We start from the raw sequence: 17113 nt of genomic DNA, 5'->3' as shown, positions 1-17113 counted from the left end.
GCAGATCCTTGAGGACGGCCGCCTGACCGACAGCCAGGGCCGCATGGTGGACTTCAAGAACACCGTGATCATCATGACCACCAACCTTGGAACCCGCGACATCTCCAAGGGCGTCATGACCGGCTTCCAGTCGGGCACCGACACCAACACCAGCTACAACCGGATGAAGGCGAAGGTCACCGAGGAGCTCAAGCAGCACTTCCGGCCCGAGTTCCTCAACCGCGTCGACGACACCGTCGTGTTCCCGCAGCTGACCCAGAGCGAGATCGTGGAGATCGTGGACCTGTTCCTCGAGCGCCTCGGCAAGCGCATGGCGGACAAGGGCATGACGATCGAGCTGACGCCTGCGGCCAAGGTGCTGCTGGCGACGCGCGGGTACGACCCCGCGATGGGTGCGCGGCCGCTGCGCCGCACCATCCAGCGCGAGATCGAGGACCAGCTGTCCGAGAAGATCCTGTTCGGCGACCTCAAGCCGGGGGAGCGGGTGGAGGTCGACGTCGAGGGCGAAGGCGTCGACGCGAAGTTCACCTTCGTCGGCCACGGCGAGCCGAAGGCCATCGAGGACGCCCCGCCCGCCATCGAGGCGACCGTCCCCGAGTAATACCCAGCAGTACCGAAAGGCCCGCCCCGGGAAACCGGGGCGGGCCTTTTGCATGCCCGGCGCCGGCCGCGGCAGTCACCGGTGCGCCTGGCGCTTTGTAGACTGGTGCGGGTGAGCCCGTCCTTCCGCATCCGTCCCGCCCGCACCTCCGACGTCGGCGCCATCCGCGCCCTGGTGGCGCCGCTGGCCGACGAGCGGGTCCTGGTGGCCAAGGAGACGGTGGCCTACTACGAGGGTCTCCAGGAGTTCCGCATCGCCGAAGACCCCGACGGCACGGTGCTCGGCTGCGGGGCGCTCCACGTGATGTGGGAGGACCTCGCCGAGGTGCGCACCCTCGCCACCGCCGAATCGGCGAAGGGCCGCGGCGTGGGTACGGCCCTGGTGGAGCGGCTCCTCGCCGATGCCGCCGATCTCGGGGTCCGGCGGGTCTTCTGCCTCACCTTCGAGGTCGACTTTTTCCGCAAGCGCGGCTTCGAGGTGATGAAGGACCAGTCGCCGGTGGACCCGGAGGTCTATTCGCAGCTCCTGCGCTCCCACGACGAAGGCGTGGCGGAGTTCCTCGACCTGGCCCGGGTGAAGCCGAACACCCTGGGAAACACGCGCATGATCCGCATGCTCTAGGCGGTTCCGTGGGCCAGAGGTGGTCAGGGCGGCTTCACCCCGATATAGTAAGAGTGCTTAGCATCGCTCGCGGTGCGGCACGGCTTCCCGGAACCGGGACCCGTATGCCGAGAGAAAAGGAGTCTAATCATGGGACTAGATGACAAGATCGGAAACAAGGGCGAGGGCTTGGGCGGCAAGATCAAGGAAGGTCTTGGCAAGGCGACAGGCGACCAGAGCATGGAAGCCGAAGGCCACAAGGACCAGACCAAGGCCAACCTCAAGGACGCGGGCGAGAACATCAAGGACGCGTTCAAGAAGGACGACCGCTAGGACTTCGCGGAATCCGGATTCGTCGATCCGGTGCAGCTACGGGAGAGCGCCCAGTATGGGGCCTCTCCCGCAGTGCGTTAAGGGCCCCTTCCGCCACGTGGCGGCCTATAGGCAGGGCCCACGCCACCGGGTATCGTTCATCGTGGCCGGTGCGGTCCACAGGGGGCAGCCGGGCCGAGACCTCGCCCAGCCGAGAAGGAGCGTACCTTCGTGAAAAAGCTCATCAATGACCCCAAGGCCGTCGTCAACGAGTCCGTCGAGGGTTTCGGCCTCGCCCACGCCGAGCTGGTCACCGTCCATACCGATCCGCTCTTCGTCGTGCGCAAGGACGCGCCCGTCCAAGGCAAGGTGGGCCTGGTCTCGGGCGGAGGCAGCGGCCATGAGCCCCTCCACGCCGGGTATGTGGGGCGCGGGATGCTCGACGCCGCGGTGCCCGGGGCGGTGTTCACCTCGCCGACTCCCGACCAGATCCTCCCCGCGACCACAGCGGTGAACGGCGGGGCCGGCGTGCTCCACATCGTCAAGAACTACACCGGCGACGTGCTGAACTTCGAAACGGCCGCCGAACTGGCGGCGGCCGAAGGGGTTGAGGTCCGTTCGGTGCTCGTCAATGACGACGTCGCGGTCGAGGACTCCCTTTACACCGCAGGGCGCCGCGGGGTCGGCGGGACGGTCTTCGTCGAGCGCATCGCCGGCGCCGCGGCCGAACGCGGCGACGACCTGGAGGCCGTCACCGCGGTGGCCCAGCGCGTGATCGACAATGTGCGCTCCATGGGCGCCGCGCTCGCGCCGAGCACCGTACCCCACGCAGGGGTCCCCAGCTTCGACCTCGCCGAGGATGAGATCGAGATCGGCATCGGAATCCACGGCGAACCCGGCCGGCACCGCATCGCCATGGAGAACGCCGACGGCATTACCACGCGCCTGCTCGAGCCGATCACGGGCGACCTCAACCTCGGCTCGGGTGACCGGGTCCTGCTGATGGTCAACGGCATGGGCGGAAGCCCCGCCAGCGAGCTCTACATCGTCTACCGCAAGGCCGTCGCCCTCCTGAAGGAGCGCGGGGTCACGGTGGAGCGGTCCCTCGTGGGCAACTACATCACCGCCCTCGAGATGGAAGGCGCCTCGCTGACGGTGCTGAAGCTCGATGACGAAATGATCACCCTGTGGGACTCCCCGGTCTCCACCGCCGCCCTGCGGTGGGGGGTCTAGGCGTGGCGCTCGACGCCGGATGGGCCCAGGAGTGGCTGCGCACCGCCGCGCGCGCGGTCGCCGAGAACCGGATGCAGCTGATGGAGCTTGACCGCGCGATCGGCGACGCCGACCACGGCGAGAACATGGATCGGGGTTTCGCCGCGGTCGTCGCCAAGCTCGACGCCGGCCCGGCGGCGGCCACTCCGGCCGAGGTGCTCAAAACCGCGGCGATGACCCTGATGTCGACGGTCGGGGGAGCATCGGGGCCGTTGTACGGCACGGCACTGCTGCGTGCGGCGACCTCCCTCGGCGACGCCGCCGAGGCGCAGCCCGACGCCGTGGTGGCCATGCTTTCGGCCGCCCGGGACGGAATCGTCGCCCGCGGCAAGGCCGAAAGCGGCGATAAGACAATGATCGACGCGTGGACCCCGGCGGTGGAGGCGGCGGCGACGGCCGCCTCTGCCGGTGCGGCGGCGGGTGCGGTCCTCGCCGCGGCCGCCAACGCGGCGCAGGCCGGTGCCGTGGCCACCGATCCGCTGGTGGCACGCAAGGGCCGGGCCAGCTACCTCGGGGAGCGCAGCGCCGGCCACCGCGATCCCGGTGCCGTGTCGACGGCCCTGATCCTCGCGGCCGCGGCCGAGGCCGCCGGGGAGCCCGGATGAGCGTTGGGCTGGTCATCGTCTCCCACAGTGCCAAGATCGCGGAGGGGGTGTGCGAGCTCGCCGCGCAGATGGCAGCGGACGTCCGCCTGGTCCCGGCCGGGGGAACTGACGCCGGCGGTGGGGCGGCACGGATCGGGACAAGCTTCGAGAAGGTTGCGGACGCCATCACCAAAGCCGGTCAGGGGGACGGGGTAGTGATCCTCACCGACCTCGGTTCGGCCGTGATGACCGCCGAAATGGCGCTCGAGTTCCTCGATGAGGACGAGCGCGCCACGGTGCGCCTCGCCAGCGCCGCCCTCGTCGAGGGGGCGGTTGCCGCAGCGGTGCAGGCGCAGGCGGGCGGCTCGATCGAGGAAGTCCTGCGCGCGGCCGAGGAGGCCGTCGTCTCCATCCGGCCCGAGGCCCTCGAACCCTTCGTGAGCCGGTCGGCCGCCGCGCCCGGAGCCACCCGGGCCCCGGCTGCCGAGGGGCCCTCGGCCAGCGGATCCTGGGTCCTCCCCAACGACATGGGCCTCCATGCCCGTCCCGCTGCGGTCCTTGCCCGGGGTCTGGCCGACCTCGATGCGGAGGTTACCCTCAACGGCATCGACGGCAAGTCGGTGATGCTCCTGATGAGCCTTGGACTGGGCAAGGGCAAGACGGTGAGCGCCCAGGCGGTGGGACCGGACGCGGAGGCGGCCATCGAACTGATCGGAGCGGCCGTTGAGGACGGGTTCGGCGAGCTGAACCAGGACGGGCAGCACTAGGACGCTAGAGGTCGGGACCCGCTGCGTGGGGAACGGCTGCGCCGGCAGCGGCCGGCGCCAGGGCGGGTCCCACGCGCCATCGGTCCGGCGCTGTCCGGCGCCGGGAGTTCCTACGCGGGCAGCTGGATTCCGGCTGCTGTCTCCTCGGCCAGGCCGTCATCGAGCAGGCCCGCAAGGGCGCGCCCGCGCTGTTCCTCGGGTGCACCCAGCCCGTGCAGCCGGGAGAGTGCCGCGGAAAGGCGGCCCTCTCCGCCGAGCCCGAGGTCGACGGGCCCGCTCAGCAGCACGTCCCGAACCACCGGGCCTTCGGCCTCGCGCAGCACCGCCAGGACCGCCCCGCGGACCTGGCGGTCGGTTCCCGCCCACGCCTGGCCCTTCGGGACATACTCGGCGGCGGGGCGGCCCGCGGCAAGCCAGGCACAGGAAGTCCGCACCGGGCACCGCTCACACCCCGGGCTCCGGGCCGTGCACACGATCGCCCCGAGTTCCATCACCGCGGCGTTCCACCGCACGGACTTGGCGGGCTCCGCCGGAAGCAGGTCGGCGGCAAGGCGCATTTCCGCTGCGGTCAGGGAGCGCGCGGGGAGGGCGCTGCCGGTGACGGCGCGGGCGTGCACGCGGCGGATATTGGTGTCCACGACATTTTCACGCTGCCCGAACGCGAAGGCCGCCACCGCGGCGGCTGTATAGCTTCCCACCCCGGGCAGGGCCAGCAGTTCCCCGTAGGTTCCCGGGACGGCCCCGCCGTGGCGGTCGACGATAGCGGCGGCCGCCCCGTGCAGGCGCAGGGCCCGCCGCGGGTATCCGAGCCGTCCCCAGTGCCGCACCGCCTCACCGGGGGCTGCGGCGGCGAGGTCCGCGGGGGAGGGCCAGCGGGCCATCCACTCTTCCCAGACGGGGAGCACCCGCACCACGGGCGTCTGCTGCAGCATCACCTCGCTGACCAGCACGCCCCATGCGGAACGGTCCGGGCTGCGCCAGGGCAGGTCCCGGGCGGCTGAATCAAACCACTCGATGACGGACCGGTGCAGGGCTGGGAGGTCCCGCCGAGAAAACATTCGAACTCCTGAGAACAATTCTTCCTACTCTACTGACCGGCGTGGTGCCTCTTGCAATCGGCACGGAATCCCTAGCCTTGGACCATGGAATCAGCAGGCAGTCAGCGCCTTTCCGGAAGCTCCGGGTACCCGCCGCGCCGACCAAGCCCGGCCGTTTACCGCAGACGGCGGCTGGTGGCCGCAATTCTTGCACTGCTCGTGATCGCAGGGCTGGCGGTCGGCGCCAAGTTCGCCGCCGATGCCCTCGGCGGGAACACCCCGGCGGCGAAGGCCGGTCCCGCCCCGGCAGCCCGGGAGACGGCCTCCGCGGCGCCATCCAAACCCGCGCCCGCGGCGAAGTGCGACGAGAAGTCGGTATCCGTCGAGGCGGTCACCGACGCGGGAACGTACGGGCGGCAGCAGAAACCCGCCTTCACGCTGGTGGTCCGCAATGACGGCGACGCGCCGTGCAAGGTCAATGTCGGCACCTCTCAGATGGAGTTCCAGGTCACGAGCGCGTCGGACCGCATCTTCTCGTCGGTCGACTGCCAGGACGGCTCGGAGGACCTCCTGAAGGACATCGCCCCCGGTGCTGAGGAAAAGGCGTCCTTCACCTGGGACCGGATCCGCAGCATGCCCGGATGCGAGGCCGTGGAGGCGGCGCCCGGCCCGGGCACCTACACCCTGACCACGAAACTCGGGAGCCGGACCAGCCCTCCGGCCACCTTCGTCCTCGAATAGCGGGCCCGGCGCCGGGCCGTCCGGCTACATGAACCGGTCGAGCAGCGACGTCTCGGCGATGCGGGAAAGGCCCTCGCGCACGGTGCGGGCACGCTGTTCACCGATGCCGTCGACGGCCATCAGGTCGTCGATATTGGCGGCCATCAGGTTCTGGAGGCCGTCGAAGTGTTCAACGAGCCGGGTCGCTACCGCGGGCGGCACGGCCTTGATGCCCGAGAGCAGCCGGTATCCCTTGGGCTGGACAACGGCATCGAGGGAATCGGTCGAGGGGTTGAACCCGAGGACACTGGCGATTGTCCCGAGGTCGATCAGGTCGGTGGAGCTGAAATTCTGGAGGGTGGTCACCCGCTCCTCGGGGGATGCGCCGTTGCTGCTGGGATCCATGTAGTCGCGCAGGACCATTTCACTGCCCGGCCCGAGGCCCGTCGTGAGTTCCTCCACCTGCAGCGACAGCAGGCGTCCGTCCACCCCGAGCTCAAGGACATACTGTGAGATCTCCTCCGAGATCCGCCGGACCATCTCCTGGCGCTGCAGGGTGATGGCGACGTCCCGCACGGTGACCATGGCCTCGATCTCCAGGGCCGACAGGGAGTTGGTGACCTGGTCGAGGCGGGCACGGTACCGCTCGAGGGTTGCCAGCGCCTGGTTGGCGCGGGCGAGCACCGGCTCCGAGCCCTCGAGGACGTGCCTCAGCCCGTTCACGTACAGGGCGATGATCTGCATCGACTGGCTGACGGAAATCACCGGGACGCCGGTCTGGATCGCCACCCGCTCGGCGGTCCGGTGGCGCGTGCCCGACTCCTGGGTCGGGATGGTGCTGTCCGGCACAAGCTGGACGGCGGCCCTCAGGATATTGCTCGCATCCCGGTCGCAGACAATGGCCCCGTCCATCTTCGCAAGCTCGCGCAGGCGGGTCGGGGAGAAGTCGATGCCGATGTCGAAGCCGCCCGAGCAGATGGAGTCGATGGTCCGGTCGAAGCCCAGGACGATCAGCGCACCGGTCCGGCCGCGGAGGATCCGTTCGAGTCCGTCGCGCAGCTGCGTTCCGGGTGCGACCCGGGCCAGGGTGGCCTTGAGGGCGTCCTCGGGGCTACGGGGCATCGTGCCATCCTTTCAGCGTCCGCGCGCCGTTGGGGACCGCGTGGTGGGGTGGCCCGGGAAGTGGCGCCGGGCCGAGGCGGACACGGAAATTCCACGCAGCCGATCACAATACTAGTGGGCGCGCCCGGATTTTCCGGTGTCGGTGTTTGCCCGCGGCCGGTTTCCGCCCGCCCCGGCGCACCTCCGGGGACCCGGGGCGCCGCGGGGCCGACGCGCAGGGACGCGTAAGAGCGGCGCGGCTGGACCGGCCTAGAAGATCAGTGCCAGTGCCTCGGTGAGCGTCGAGACCTCCCGCACCGTGAAGCCCTTGGGGACCGGCCCGGGTCCGTTGGGGGAGGCCGGGACCACGGCGTGGGTGAAGCCGAGCCGTTCGGCCTCGTGGATCCGCCGCGAGATTCCCGGCACCGGCCGCACCTCGCCGGCCAGCCCGACCTCCCCGAAGGCGATCAGCCGGGCCGGCAGCGGCTGGTTGGTCTTGGCAGACGCTACGGCCAGGGCGACGGCGAGATCGGTGGCCGGCTCGGAGAGTTTCACCCCGCCGACCGTCGCCACATAGCTGTCGTCCTTGGACAGGCTGAGGGAGGCCCGCTGCTGAAGCACCGCGAGCAGCATGGCCACCCGGGCACTGTCAAGACCGCTGGTGGCCCGCCGCGGCTGCGCGTTGGCCGATTCGGCCAGCAGCGCCTGGACCTCGGCGAGCAGCGGACGCCGTCCCTCGAGGGTGACGGTGATGCAGGTTCCCGAGACCGGGTCCTTGGTCCGCGAGACGAAAAGGCCGCTCGGGTCGGCGAGCCCCTCGATGCCCGCGTCCGTCAGGTCGAAGCAGCCAACCTCGTCGGTTGGGCCGTACCGGTTCTTCACCGCCCGCAGCAGCCTCAGGCGCGAGTGCCGCTCGCCCTCGAACTGGCACACAACATCGACGAGGTGCTCAAGCAGCCGCGGCCCGGCGATCGAGCCGTCCTTGGTGACATGGCCCACCAGCAGGGTGGTCATATTCGTTGACTTGGCGGCGTTGATCAGGGATGCGGCCACCTCCCGCACCTGCGTCACGCCTCCGGCGGAACCGTCGACGGCCGCACTGCTGAGGGTCTGCACCGAGTCGACGATCAGCAGGGCCGGGCGGATCTTCTCGACCTGGCCCAGCGCCTGGCCCAGGTCGGTCTCGGCGCTGAGGTAGAGGGTATCGGCGACGGCCGCAATCCGCTCGGCGCGCAGCTTCACCTGTGCCGCTGATTCCTCGCCGGTGACATAGAGGACATCCCGTCCCAGCCGGGCCACCCGGGCCGCGACGTCAAGCAGCAGGGTCGACTTGCCCACTCCGGGTTCACCGGCCAGCAGGATGACGGCCCCGGGGACAAGCCCGCCGCCCAGCACCCGGTCCAGCTCGTCGATGCGCGTGGCCTGGAAAGCGGCGGTCGTCGCGTCGACGTCGGCGATGCGCTGGGCCACCTGGGTGACCACCGCCGCCGCCGTGGTGCGCGCCACCGGCTGGCCGGTCTCCTCGACCGTGCCCCAGGCCTGGCACTCCCCGCACCGGCCGACCCACTTCGCCGTCGTCCAGCCGCACTCGGCACACCGGTAGGTGGGGGTGGTGCCGCGTCCGGAGCGCGCGGCTGCAGTCTTTGTTGCCATCCCCTCAGCCTAGCGGCGCCCCCGGACATTCAGCGGGCAGTGAGATTCGAGCGGGCACCGCCTCGGGGTCAGAGCCGGGGGAGGTACCCCGCCGCCTCGTCGTGGGTGAGCCCTGACGCCTGGAGGAGGTCAACGACCAGGGGGCGGAAGAGCAGGATCAGCCCCTCACCCTCGAGCCGCGACACGTTGAGCTTGGCCGGGTGGAGCTGGGTGGCGACCGCTGCGAGGTCGTTGCGGGCGGAGCGGAGGTTCAACCGCCGCTCCGCGGGGTGGGAACCGGCAAGGCCCCGGGCCAGCACGGTGACGGCATCCGCAGTGTCCTCAAGGGCGGAGCTTAGGGAGGCGATGGCCTCATCGCTCAGTGCGGCGTGATTGATCACGGAGGTCAGCCGACGCGAGAAGACGCGGCTGTTGCGCACCGCCAGGTCGATCGCCTCGATCGAGCGCTCAAGGGAGCCGAGTTCGTCGCGGTGCCGGCGCTGGACGGGGGAGATCAGGGCGACCTCCTGGGCTCCCCGCAGGCTCTTCATCAGCGCGTCCAAGGGCGGCTGGGTGTTCCGGGCACGCACCAGCGCATGCCAGGCCAGGGTGGAGTCGCTGCGGGAGAGCGCGTCCGCGTCCTCCCGAAGCACCGCGGCCAGCTCCTCAAGGAGGTCCTGCACCTCGGACTTCGGCGCGCGGCGGGGGTCCCGCGGCACCAGTATCGTGATGATCAGCGCAAACAGCCCGCCGATGACGGCGTCGGCGCTGCGGGTGAACGGCCCTCCCTCGGGTGCGGGCAGGAGGACGACCAGCAGCGACTGCAGGCCCAGCTGGGTGGTGAAGATGGTGCCGCTGTCGAGGAACCGCGCCAGCAGGATCGAGACGAACAGGACGATGGCCGCCTGCCAGATGCCGGTTCCCAGCAGCGCGAGGAGCACATCGCCCAGGGCGATGCCGAGGGTGCATCCGAGCCCCACCTCGAGCACCCGGCGCAGGCGGGGATCGCTTGAGAACCCAAGGGCGATCATTGAGGAGGTCGCGGCGAACAGGGGGCCGTCGTGGCCGAGCACCTGCTCCGCGAAGGCGTAGGCGCCCACGGCGCAGACCGTAATCTGCAGGGCCGTCAGGACCGAGTTGGAACTGCGCTTGAATCCGACCCGGCTCCGGTTGCCCAGGAAGGCTGCGGCAGCGGAAATTCCTCGGCGGGGCATGGGTTCAGTTTCGCATAGGAGGCCAATGTCCCTTCCGTGTTCATCTTCCGTTCATCTTTTGGGGCCAGTCTCGTTAACTGACCTGCCTACCGTGAGGGATGTACAAGGACGCGTACACCCCTCCCGGGTGTCTCCTGCGCACTGACGTTCAAACCCTGGAAGGGGCAATATCAAGTGAAGGTTCTTCGCTTCGGCCGTGCAGCGGCGGTTATTTCCGTGGCCGCCCTGGCTCTGACCGCGTGTGGCTCGGACAATGCCACGAACGCCCCCGCAGGCGAGGCCGGCCCCGCCGAGTCCACCGCCGCCGCCGTGTCGGGCACCCTGACCGGTGCCGGCTCGTCCGCCCAGAACGCCGCCATGACGGCCTGGCAGTCGGGTTTCCAGTCCGCCCAGAGCGGCGCCACGGTCCAGTACTCGCCCGACGGCTCGGGTGCCGGCCGCGACGCCTTCCTGGCCCAGGGTGTCCAGTTCGCCGGGTCCGACGCCGCCCTCGACGACGAAGAGTATGAGGCCTCGAAGGAGATCTGCGGTCCCGACGGCGCGATCAACATCCCCGCCTACGTCTCCCCGATCGCCGTGGCCTTCAACCTGCCCGGCATCGAATCGCTGAACCTCGACGCCGACACCATCGCCTCGATCTTCCGCGGCGAAATCGAAACCTGGAACGACGAGGCAATCGCCTCGCAGAACGAGGGCGTCGAACTCCCCGACACGGCGGTCACCGTCGTGCACCGCAGCGACGAATCCGGCACGACCGAGAACTTCACCGAGTACCTCGCCCAGGCGGCTCCCGAAGTATGGACCGATGAAGCCTCCGGCGAGTGGCCCTCAGCCATCGTCGCTGAGAACGCCCAGGGCACCAACGGCGTCGTCTCCACCACCTCCTCCACCGAAGGCGCGGTCACCTACACCGACGCCTCGGCTGTCGGGGATCTCGGGCAGGCCCACGTGAAGGTCGGCGAGGAGTACGTCGAGCTGAGCTCCGAGGCCGCCGCGCTCGCCGTCGAAGCCGCGACGCCGATCGAGGGCCGCTCCGAGGTCGACATGTCCCTTGAACTCGAGCGCGACACCGAGGCCTCCGGCGCCTACCCCGTCGTGCTCGTGTCGTACCACATCTACTGCTCCACCTACGAGGACCAGGAGACGGTTGACCTGGTCAAGGCTTTCGCCTCGTACGCGGTCAGCGAGCAGGGCCAGCAGGATGCCTCCGAGTCGGCAGGGAACGCGCCGATCTCCGAGACCCTCCGCGAAGAGGCCCTGACGGCCATCGATTCGATCACCGTTGCCTCCTAGGCACACCTCCGCAGCTGCCCCGTCCGGTCGTCCAACGACCGGGCGGGGCACTCCGCTGTTTATGTACAGGCCGGCTGGGGCGGTCAGGTTGTAATGGCTGGAGGAACGATGAACACTATCCAAGGCACTAGAAGAGACATCGAGTGCACTCCAGCAAAACAGTTCCGAAGGGTTTAGCAGTGTCCACCACTACGTTGACCGAGACCCGCGGCGCGGGCCAGTCCGGAGACAAGATTTTCTCCGGTGCCACCCTCGCCGCCGGCTGTCTCATCCTCGCCGTCCTCTTCAGCGTGGCGGTGTTCCTGCTGGTGCAGGCGCTCCCCGTGGCCAGCGCCGACCCCGCCGAGATCACCGGAGGGGCGGGGTTCACCACCTACATCTTCCCCATCGTCATCGGAACGATTGTGGCCGCCGCGATCGCTCTGCTGATCGCCACCCCACTGGGGATCGGCGTCGCGCTGTTCATCTCCCACTACGCCCCCCGGCGCTTCGCACAGGGCTTCGGCTATGTCATCGACCTGCTCGCCGCAATCCCCTCGGTGGTGTACGGTGCGTGGGGCTATGCGGTGCTCGCCCCGGAACTGGCCAAGGGATACGCCTGGCTCGCGGAGAACCTCGGCTGGATCCCCATCTTCGAGGGCCCCGCCAGCCAGACCGGACGCACAATGCTCACGGCGGGCATCGTCCTGGCCGTCATGGTGCTGCCCATCATCACCTCCCTGAGCCGGGAGATCTTCCTCCAGACGCCGAACCTCCACGAGGAGGCGGCGCTGGCCATGGGAGCCACCCGCTGGGAGATGATCCGCATGGCGGTCCTTCCCTTCGCCCGCCCCGGCATCATCAGCGCCGCGATGCTCGGCCTTGGCCGTGCGCTTGGTGAAACCATGGCCGTCGCCCTGGTCCTCTCGGGCGGAGCGCTCTCCGCGAGCCTCATCGCCTCGGGCAACCAGACCATCGCCGCCGAGATCGCACTTAACTTCCCCGAGGCCTTCGGGCTCCGGCTCAGCGAACTCATCGCCGCCGGCCTCGTACTGTTCGTCATCACCCTGGCCGTCAATATGGTGGCGCGCTGGATCATCACCCGCCACAAAGAATTCTCGGGGGCCAACTAATGACTAGCGCAACCCTGGCCCGCCGGCAGTCCTCCCTCACCAAGGGGAAGCTGCCCTCCTACGCCGTGTGGCTCGTCCTCGGCGCGGCCCTGGTCTTCGGCGCGGCCGCGGCCTCCCTCGTGGGCTTCAGCGCCGTGTCCTGGGGCCTCTTCTCCGCCCTGTTCTTCCTCCTGGGCGCGACCGCGGTGACCGCGGTCGTCGAAGGCGGACGCAAGGCGACCGACTCGCTGGCCACCTACCTGGTGTACGGGGCTTTCCTCGTCGCACTCCTGCCGCTGCTGTCGGTGCTGTGGACCGTGCTCGAGCGCGGCCTGCCCGGAATCTCCTACGACTTCCTGTTCACCTCGCTCAACGGGGTGACGGGCGCCGTTGACAACGCCTCAGTCGCCAACGGCACCCCAGTGCTCGGCGGTGCCTACCACGCCGTGGTCGGCACCCTGCAGATCACCCTGTGGGCGACGGCGATCTCGGTGCCCATCGGGCTGCTCGCCGCCGTGTACCTCGTCGAGTACGGTACGGGCGGTCCGCTCACCCGGGCCATCACCTTCTTTGTCGACGTGATGACCGGCATCCCCTCGATTGTCGCGGGCCTGTTCGCCGCGGCCCTGTTCGGGCTGCTGTTCGGCCCCGGAACCCGCACGGGCTTCGTTGCCGCCGTCGCGCTCTCGGTCCTGATGATCCCCGTGGTGGTGCGGTCCACCGAGGAAATGCTCAAGATCGTGCCGAACGAACTGCGTGAGGCGGCCTACGCGCTGGGCGTGCGGAAGTGGCGCACCATCACGAAGGTCGTGATCCCCACCGCCATCTCCGGTATCGCCTCCGGCGTAACCCTCGCGATTGCGCGCGTAATCGGCGAGACGGCTCCTATCCTTGTAACGGCGGGCTTTGCCAGCGCCATCAACTGGAACGTCTTCAGCGGCTGGATGAGCACCCTGCCCACCCTGATCTACTACCAGATCCTCACGCCGACCTCCCCCACCAACACCGATCCCAGCACGCAGCGCGCCTGGGCGGCGGCGCTCCTGCTGATCCTGATGGTCATGCTGCTGAATCTCGTCGCCCGCCTGATCGCCCGTATGTTCGCCCCTAAGACAAGCCGCTGAGCTCCCGCGGCAACAACGAAAAAGGAATTCATGTCCAAGCGAATCGACGTCAAGGACCTTAATGTCTACTACAGCAAGTTCCTTGCTGTAGAGGGCGTCAACATCGAAATCAAGCCCCGCTCGGTCACGGCCTTCATCGGACCGTCGGGCTGCGGCAAGTCCACCTTCCTGCGCACCCTAAACCGCATGCATGAGGTCATCCCCGGCGCACGCGTCGAGGGTGAGGTGCTGCTTGACGGAGACAACCTGTACGACCAGAATGTCGACCCGGTGACCGTCCGCAGCCAGATCGGCATGGTCTTCCAGCGGCCCAACCCGTTCCCCACCATGTCTATCCGGGACAACGTGCTGGCCGGGGTGAAGCTCAACAACAAGCGGATCAGCAAGTCCGACGCCGACAACCTTGTCGAGAAGTCCCTAAGCGGCGCGAACCTCTGGAACGAGGTCAAGGACCGGCTGGACCGCCCCGGCTCGGGCCTCTCCGGCGGTCAGCAGCAGCGCCTGTGCATCGCCCGGGCGATCGCCGTCTCACCCGAGGTGATCCTGATGGACGAGCCGTGCTCGGCGCTCGACCCCATCTCCACCCTCGCCATCGAGGACCTCATCAACGAACTCAAGAACGACTACACGGTCGTGATCGTCACCCACAACATGCAGCAGGCCGCCCGCGTGTCCGATAAGACCGCGTTCTTCAACATCGCGGGCACCGGCAAGCCCGGCAAGCTCATCGAATACGGGGAGACCGCGACGATCTTCAGCAAGCCCTCCGTCAAGGCCACCGAGGACTACGTCTCGGGCCGCTTCGGATAGGCACGTTCGGATAGGCACGTTCGGATAGGCACTGCCCGCTCCCCGGCCCCGCCGACCGCCCGGAACCCTCCGGACGGCGGCGGGGCCGATGCGGTTAAGCCCCGGGTGAGCGGGCCTAGGGGTTCGATCCGGCGCCTAGAGGACCGGGCTCAGGGCCAGGAAGAAGACGGCGCCCAGCAGGCCGGCGACGGCGGCGGTGGCGACCCACACGATGAGGATCCGCAGCAGTTCGGTGCCGCGCACTGAGGCGAACCGCTGGTTCGCCCCGGCCCCGACGATCGCCGAGGTCATCGTGTGGGTACTTGAAAGCGGTACCTGCAGGGAGATGGCGCCGATGAACAGCATGGCCGTGCTCACGCCCTGGGCGCTCATGCCGCGCAGCGGATCGATCCGCACCAGCCGGTTCGCGAGGGTGTGGGTGATGCGCCAGCCGCCGAAGGCCGAGCCGCAGGCCAGCAGCGCCGCGGCAAACAGCTGGACCCACAACGGCATTTCGCCGCCGCTTGAGGCCCCGGCGGCGACAAGTGCCAGCAGGATGACGGCCATGGTGCGCTGCCCGTCCTGGAGGCCGTGACCCAGCGCGAAGGCGCCGGCGAGGACGGACTGGGCCATCCGGTTCCCCCGGTTGACCCGGCGGGGCGAGTTGTACCGCAGCGCCCAGGTCGCGGCGAACACCAAGGCGTACGCCAGGAGATAGGCCACCACGGGGGAGAGCAGCAGCGGCAGCACGATCTGAAAGAAAAAGACCCGCTCCGAACCCGTTACGGACGCCCCGCTCATCAGCTGTGACGCGCCGCCGGCTCCGATGATGCCGCCGATCAGCGCATGGGTCGACGACGACGGCTTGCCGCGGTACCAGGTGAAAAGGCCCCAGCAGCCGGCTCCCAGCAGTCCCGCCAGCAGGATCCCCAGGCCCGTGGTGCCCGGCGGCAGGCGCAGCCCCGCGTCGGTGAGGAACAACGCCAGCGAGGTGCTCAGCAACGCGCCTGTGAGGCTGAACGCCGCCGCCAGCAGCACCGCGATCGTTGGGGTCAGGGCGCGGGTGCGCACGGCCGTCGCCACCGAGTTCGACACATCATGGAAGCCGTTGAGGAAGGCAAAGCCGCCGGCGCATCCGATGACGGCCGTCAGCAGGAAGGGCTCCACCTAGGATTCCTTGACCAGGATGCTGCCCACATGGGTGGCAACCTTGCGGATGTCCTTGGTCACCTCGACGAGCTGGTTGGCGATGTCACGGTGCCGGGCGTACGCCAGCGGCTTGTGCTCCCCGAGCAGTTCGGCGCACCAGCTGCGGTGGGTGCGTTCGGCCCGGCGGGCGAGGCGCAGGATCTCGATCCAGTACTCCTCGAGTTCGTCCATCGAGTCGAGGCGCTGCATGGCGGTTGCGGTCAGTTCCGCCTGCCGGTTGATCACCTCGAGCTGTTCGGCCGCGCGCTGGCTGAGCCGGCTCAGCTTGTACAGGGCGATCAGTTCCGCGGCGCCGTCGAGCTTTTCGATCGCCTCGTTGAGCAGGCGGGAAAGGGTGTAGAGATCCTCGCGGGGGAGCGGGTTCACGAACGAGGTCCGCATTGAGGTCAGCAGGGCGAAGTGCAGGTCGGTCGAGACCGCTTCGTGCTGGTGCATCTCCTCGGCCAGGCGGTCGTACTCCTCGGTTGTGGCACCGAGCACCGCCGACATGGTACCCACCCCGAGCACGAGCTGCCGCGCCATGCGGGAGAGCAGTTCAAGGCCTGCGTTTTCCTGAGGGAAGAGGCGTAACTTCACTGATGCTTCCCTGTCTCAGGCACGGCGGCAGAACTAACGAACGGGTGGCGCACTGTGTCTGGGCGCGGTAATGGCGTCGAACCGGGAGCGCCTCTCGGCGGAAGGCCGCTCGAAGCGGCTGAGTGTTGAAGCCCGGGGGTTCCACGGTCCGACGCCGGTTTTAGTCTTCTACTCCGCCGCGCCCGTGTCAACATCGTGACCTGCGCCCGCTTAGTCAAGCTCCCCCCGCCGCCAGGCGGCAGCCGCGTGTTCAAGGTCCTCGGCGGTCTTGATCAGCCGGTGCGAGTTCTTCGTCAGTTTCGACGCGTGGGCCTCGTTTGAGTGGTGGGCCTGCTCCGCATGGTTTACCTGGCCCAGCGCGACCACCCGGCAGAAGGCGGCGAAGCGTTCGAGGGCGACGTCGAAGTCCCCCTCGAAGGCCCCCGAAAGGATTTTGTCGGCCATATCGGTCATTTCGGTGGCGCCCGGGGGTTCGGCGACGCCGGCGACAACCTTCGAGACCTGGGCCACCTCCTTGCCGGAGGTGAAGTAGGAGGCGATGCGCTCCGGGTCCTTCTGGGTTGCGGCGCGCAGGGCGTACAGGCGCCACAAAGCCCCGGGCAGGGACCGCGCCGGGCTCTCGGCCCACATCTCCGCCACGGCCTCAAGGCCCTGTTTGTCGGCGAGTTCGACCAGCCGGCGGGTCACCTCGGGATCGTCGGATTCCCGCCCGTGGTGCACCAGCGCATGCGCTGCCATGTGTGCGGCCTCGGAGACCCTGGACGGGTCGATCCCGCCGGCGAAGATCTCGAAATCGACCGGGGCGAAGGGCTTCGGTTTATGCGGCCGTGGGCTCTTGTTGTTGTAGTCGCCGTCCATGAAATGAGGATACTCCTGCTATGGAAGGCCGTTCGAAGCCGAAGGCCAGGCGTTCCGGAAGGGTGGACACCGCGGTGGTGCCGGTGAAGCGGGAAGGCCCGCGGTGGGGGCCCGGTGCAACGCCCCGGGGGTGTTTGGGATAAAGTTAAAAAGTCGCCCGGGCTGGTGAAACCGGTTCGGAGGCGGCGGGCCTTTAGCTCAGCTGGTAGAGCATCGGACTTTTAATCCGTGGGTCGTGGGTTCGAGCCCCACAGGGCCCACTCCTCCGGGAGTGCTGACAACCCCGCCCGGCACCGCGCCGGGCGGGGTTTTCTGCGTCCGACCCGGTCCGGA

At 68.8% G+C, this 17113-nt stretch carries 18 protein-coding genes and 1 tRNA gene; 12 read left to right on the top strand and 7 right to left on the bottom strand.

Features of this window, described 5'->3' with window-relative positions; genetic code table 11:
• From QZX79_RS02650 to dhaM, 6 genes are all read left to right on the top strand, one after another.
• On the top strand, positions 1 to 601 hold a 601-nt coding region (locus tag QZX79_RS02650; protein ID WP_294564257.1), incomplete at its 5' end, for an AAA family ATPase.
• Between the two features lie 111 nt (positions 602 to 712).
• Positions 713 to 1222: an amino-acid N-acetyltransferase gene (locus QZX79_RS02645; RefSeq protein WP_294564254.1), complete on the top strand. Its 510-nt coding sequence runs from the start codon at positions 713 to 715 to the stop codon at positions 1220 to 1222.
• A 129-nt stretch (positions 1223 to 1351) separates the two neighbouring features.
• Positions 1352 to 1534 carry a CsbD family protein gene (locus QZX79_RS02640; protein ID WP_294564252.1) on the top strand — a complete coding sequence of 61 codons (183 nt, stop codon included), beginning with the start codon at positions 1352 to 1354 and terminating at the stop codon, positions 1532 to 1534.
• 210 nt (positions 1535 to 1744) lie between these two features.
• Complete coding sequence (dhaK, locus tag QZX79_RS02635; RefSeq protein WP_294564249.1) at positions 1745 to 2746, top strand: dihydroxyacetone kinase subunit DhaK; 1002 nt, start codon at positions 1745 to 1747, stop codon at positions 2744 to 2746.
• Between the two features lie 2 nt (positions 2747 to 2748).
• Positions 2749 to 3390 carry a dihydroxyacetone kinase subunit DhaL gene (dhaL, locus tag QZX79_RS02630; RefSeq protein WP_294564248.1) on the top strand — a complete coding sequence of 214 codons (642 nt, stop codon included), beginning with the start codon at positions 2749 to 2751 and terminating at the stop codon, positions 3388 to 3390.
• A complete protein-coding gene (dhaM, locus tag QZX79_RS02625) occupies positions 3387 to 4136 on the top strand; it encodes a dihydroxyacetone kinase phosphoryl donor subunit DhaM (RefSeq protein WP_294564246.1) in 750 nt (249 codons plus the stop codon). The genes dhaL and dhaM overlap by 4 nt, the downstream gene beginning before the upstream one ends.
• Positions 4137 to 4246: 110 nt before the next feature.
• Here dhaM and QZX79_RS02620 read toward each other — a convergent pair whose 3' ends face one another.
• Positions 4247 to 5194, bottom strand: coding sequence for an A/G-specific adenine glycosylase (locus tag QZX79_RS02620; protein ID WP_294564244.1), 948 nt, complete (start codon positions 5192 to 5194; stop codon positions 4247 to 4249).
• A 174-nt stretch (positions 5195 to 5368) separates the two neighbouring features.
• Between QZX79_RS02620 and QZX79_RS02615 the strand changes: the two genes are divergently transcribed.
• Positions 5369 to 5914 carry a hypothetical protein gene (locus tag QZX79_RS02615; RefSeq protein WP_294564242.1) on the top strand — a complete coding sequence of 182 codons (546 nt, stop codon included), beginning with the start codon at positions 5369 to 5371 and terminating at the stop codon, positions 5912 to 5914.
• A 24-nt stretch (positions 5915 to 5938) separates the two neighbouring features.
• Here QZX79_RS02615 and disA read toward each other — a convergent pair whose 3' ends face one another.
• The 3 genes from disA to QZX79_RS02600 all read right to left on the bottom strand — a co-directional run bounded on the left by disA (position 5939) and on the right by QZX79_RS02600 (position 9840).
• Positions 5939 to 7015, bottom strand: a complete 1077-nt coding sequence (gene disA / locus QZX79_RS02610; protein ID WP_120165826.1) for a DNA integrity scanning diadenylate cyclase DisA — start codon at positions 7013 to 7015, stop codon at positions 5939 to 5941.
• 249 nt (positions 7016 to 7264) lie between these two features.
• Complete coding sequence (gene radA / locus QZX79_RS02605; protein ID WP_159801925.1) at positions 7265 to 8647, bottom strand: DNA repair protein RadA; 1383 nt, start codon at positions 8645 to 8647, stop codon at positions 7265 to 7267.
• A 68-nt stretch (positions 8648 to 8715) separates the two neighbouring features.
• On the bottom strand, positions 8716 to 9840 hold the full coding sequence (locus QZX79_RS02600) for an aromatic acid exporter family protein (protein WP_294564237.1): 1125 nt from the start codon (positions 9838 to 9840) through the stop codon (positions 8716 to 8718).
• Between the two features lie 174 nt (positions 9841 to 10014).
• Here QZX79_RS02600 and pstS point away from each other — a divergent pair, with 174 nt between their 5' ends.
• The 4 genes from pstS (at position 10015) to pstB (ending at position 14158) form a co-directional block, all read left to right on the top strand.
• Positions 10015 to 11133: a phosphate ABC transporter substrate-binding protein PstS gene (gene pstS / locus QZX79_RS02595; protein WP_294564234.1), complete on the top strand. Its 1119-nt coding sequence runs from the start codon at positions 10015 to 10017 to the stop codon at positions 11131 to 11133.
• 179 nt (positions 11134 to 11312) lie between these two features.
• The gene (pstC, locus tag QZX79_RS02590; protein WP_294564232.1) at positions 11313 to 12245 is read left to right on the top strand and encodes a phosphate ABC transporter permease subunit PstC; all 933 of its coding nucleotides are present in this window, start codon (positions 11313 to 11315) and stop codon (positions 12243 to 12245) included.
• A complete protein-coding gene (gene pstA, locus QZX79_RS02585) occupies positions 12245 to 13348 on the top strand; it encodes a phosphate ABC transporter permease PstA (RefSeq protein ID WP_120165821.1) in 1104 nt (367 codons plus the stop codon). The genes pstC and pstA overlap by 1 nt, the downstream gene beginning before the upstream one ends.
• 30 nt (positions 13349 to 13378) lie before the next feature.
• A complete protein-coding gene (gene pstB, locus QZX79_RS02580) occupies positions 13379 to 14158 on the top strand; it encodes a phosphate ABC transporter ATP-binding protein PstB (protein WP_120165820.1) in 780 nt (259 codons plus the stop codon).
• A 135-nt stretch (positions 14159 to 14293) separates the two neighbouring features.
• Here pstB and QZX79_RS02575 read toward each other — a convergent pair whose 3' ends face one another.
• The 3 genes from QZX79_RS02575 to QZX79_RS02565 all read right to left on the bottom strand — a co-directional run bounded on the left by QZX79_RS02575 (position 14294) and on the right by QZX79_RS02565 (position 16780).
• Complete coding sequence (locus tag QZX79_RS02575; protein ID WP_294564225.1) at positions 14294 to 15304, bottom strand: inorganic phosphate transporter; 1011 nt, start codon at positions 15302 to 15304, stop codon at positions 14294 to 14296.
• Entirely contained in the window at positions 15305 to 15922 is a 618-nt protein-coding gene (locus tag QZX79_RS02570; RefSeq protein WP_120165818.1) for a DUF47 domain-containing protein, read from the bottom strand.
• Positions 15923 to 16132: 210 nt separating this feature from the next.
• Positions 16133 to 16780 carry a hypothetical protein gene (locus QZX79_RS02565; protein ID WP_133404377.1) on the bottom strand — a complete coding sequence of 216 codons (648 nt, stop codon included), beginning with the start codon at positions 16778 to 16780 and terminating at the stop codon, positions 16133 to 16135.
• Between the two features lie 187 nt (positions 16781 to 16967).
• Between QZX79_RS02565 and QZX79_RS02560 the strand changes: the two genes are divergently transcribed.
• Positions 16968 to 17040: transfer RNA gene (locus QZX79_RS02560), tRNA-Lys, on the top strand.
• Positions 17041 to 17113: the final 73 nt, after the last annotated feature.

The organism is uncultured Arthrobacter sp. (genome assembly GCF_902805515.1).
Classification (GTDB): domain Bacteria; phylum Actinomycetota; class Actinomycetes; order Actinomycetales; family Micrococcaceae; genus Arthrobacter_D.
Note: the sequence above shows the minus strand (reverse complement) of the source record. Positions and strands in the feature narration are given on the sequence as shown.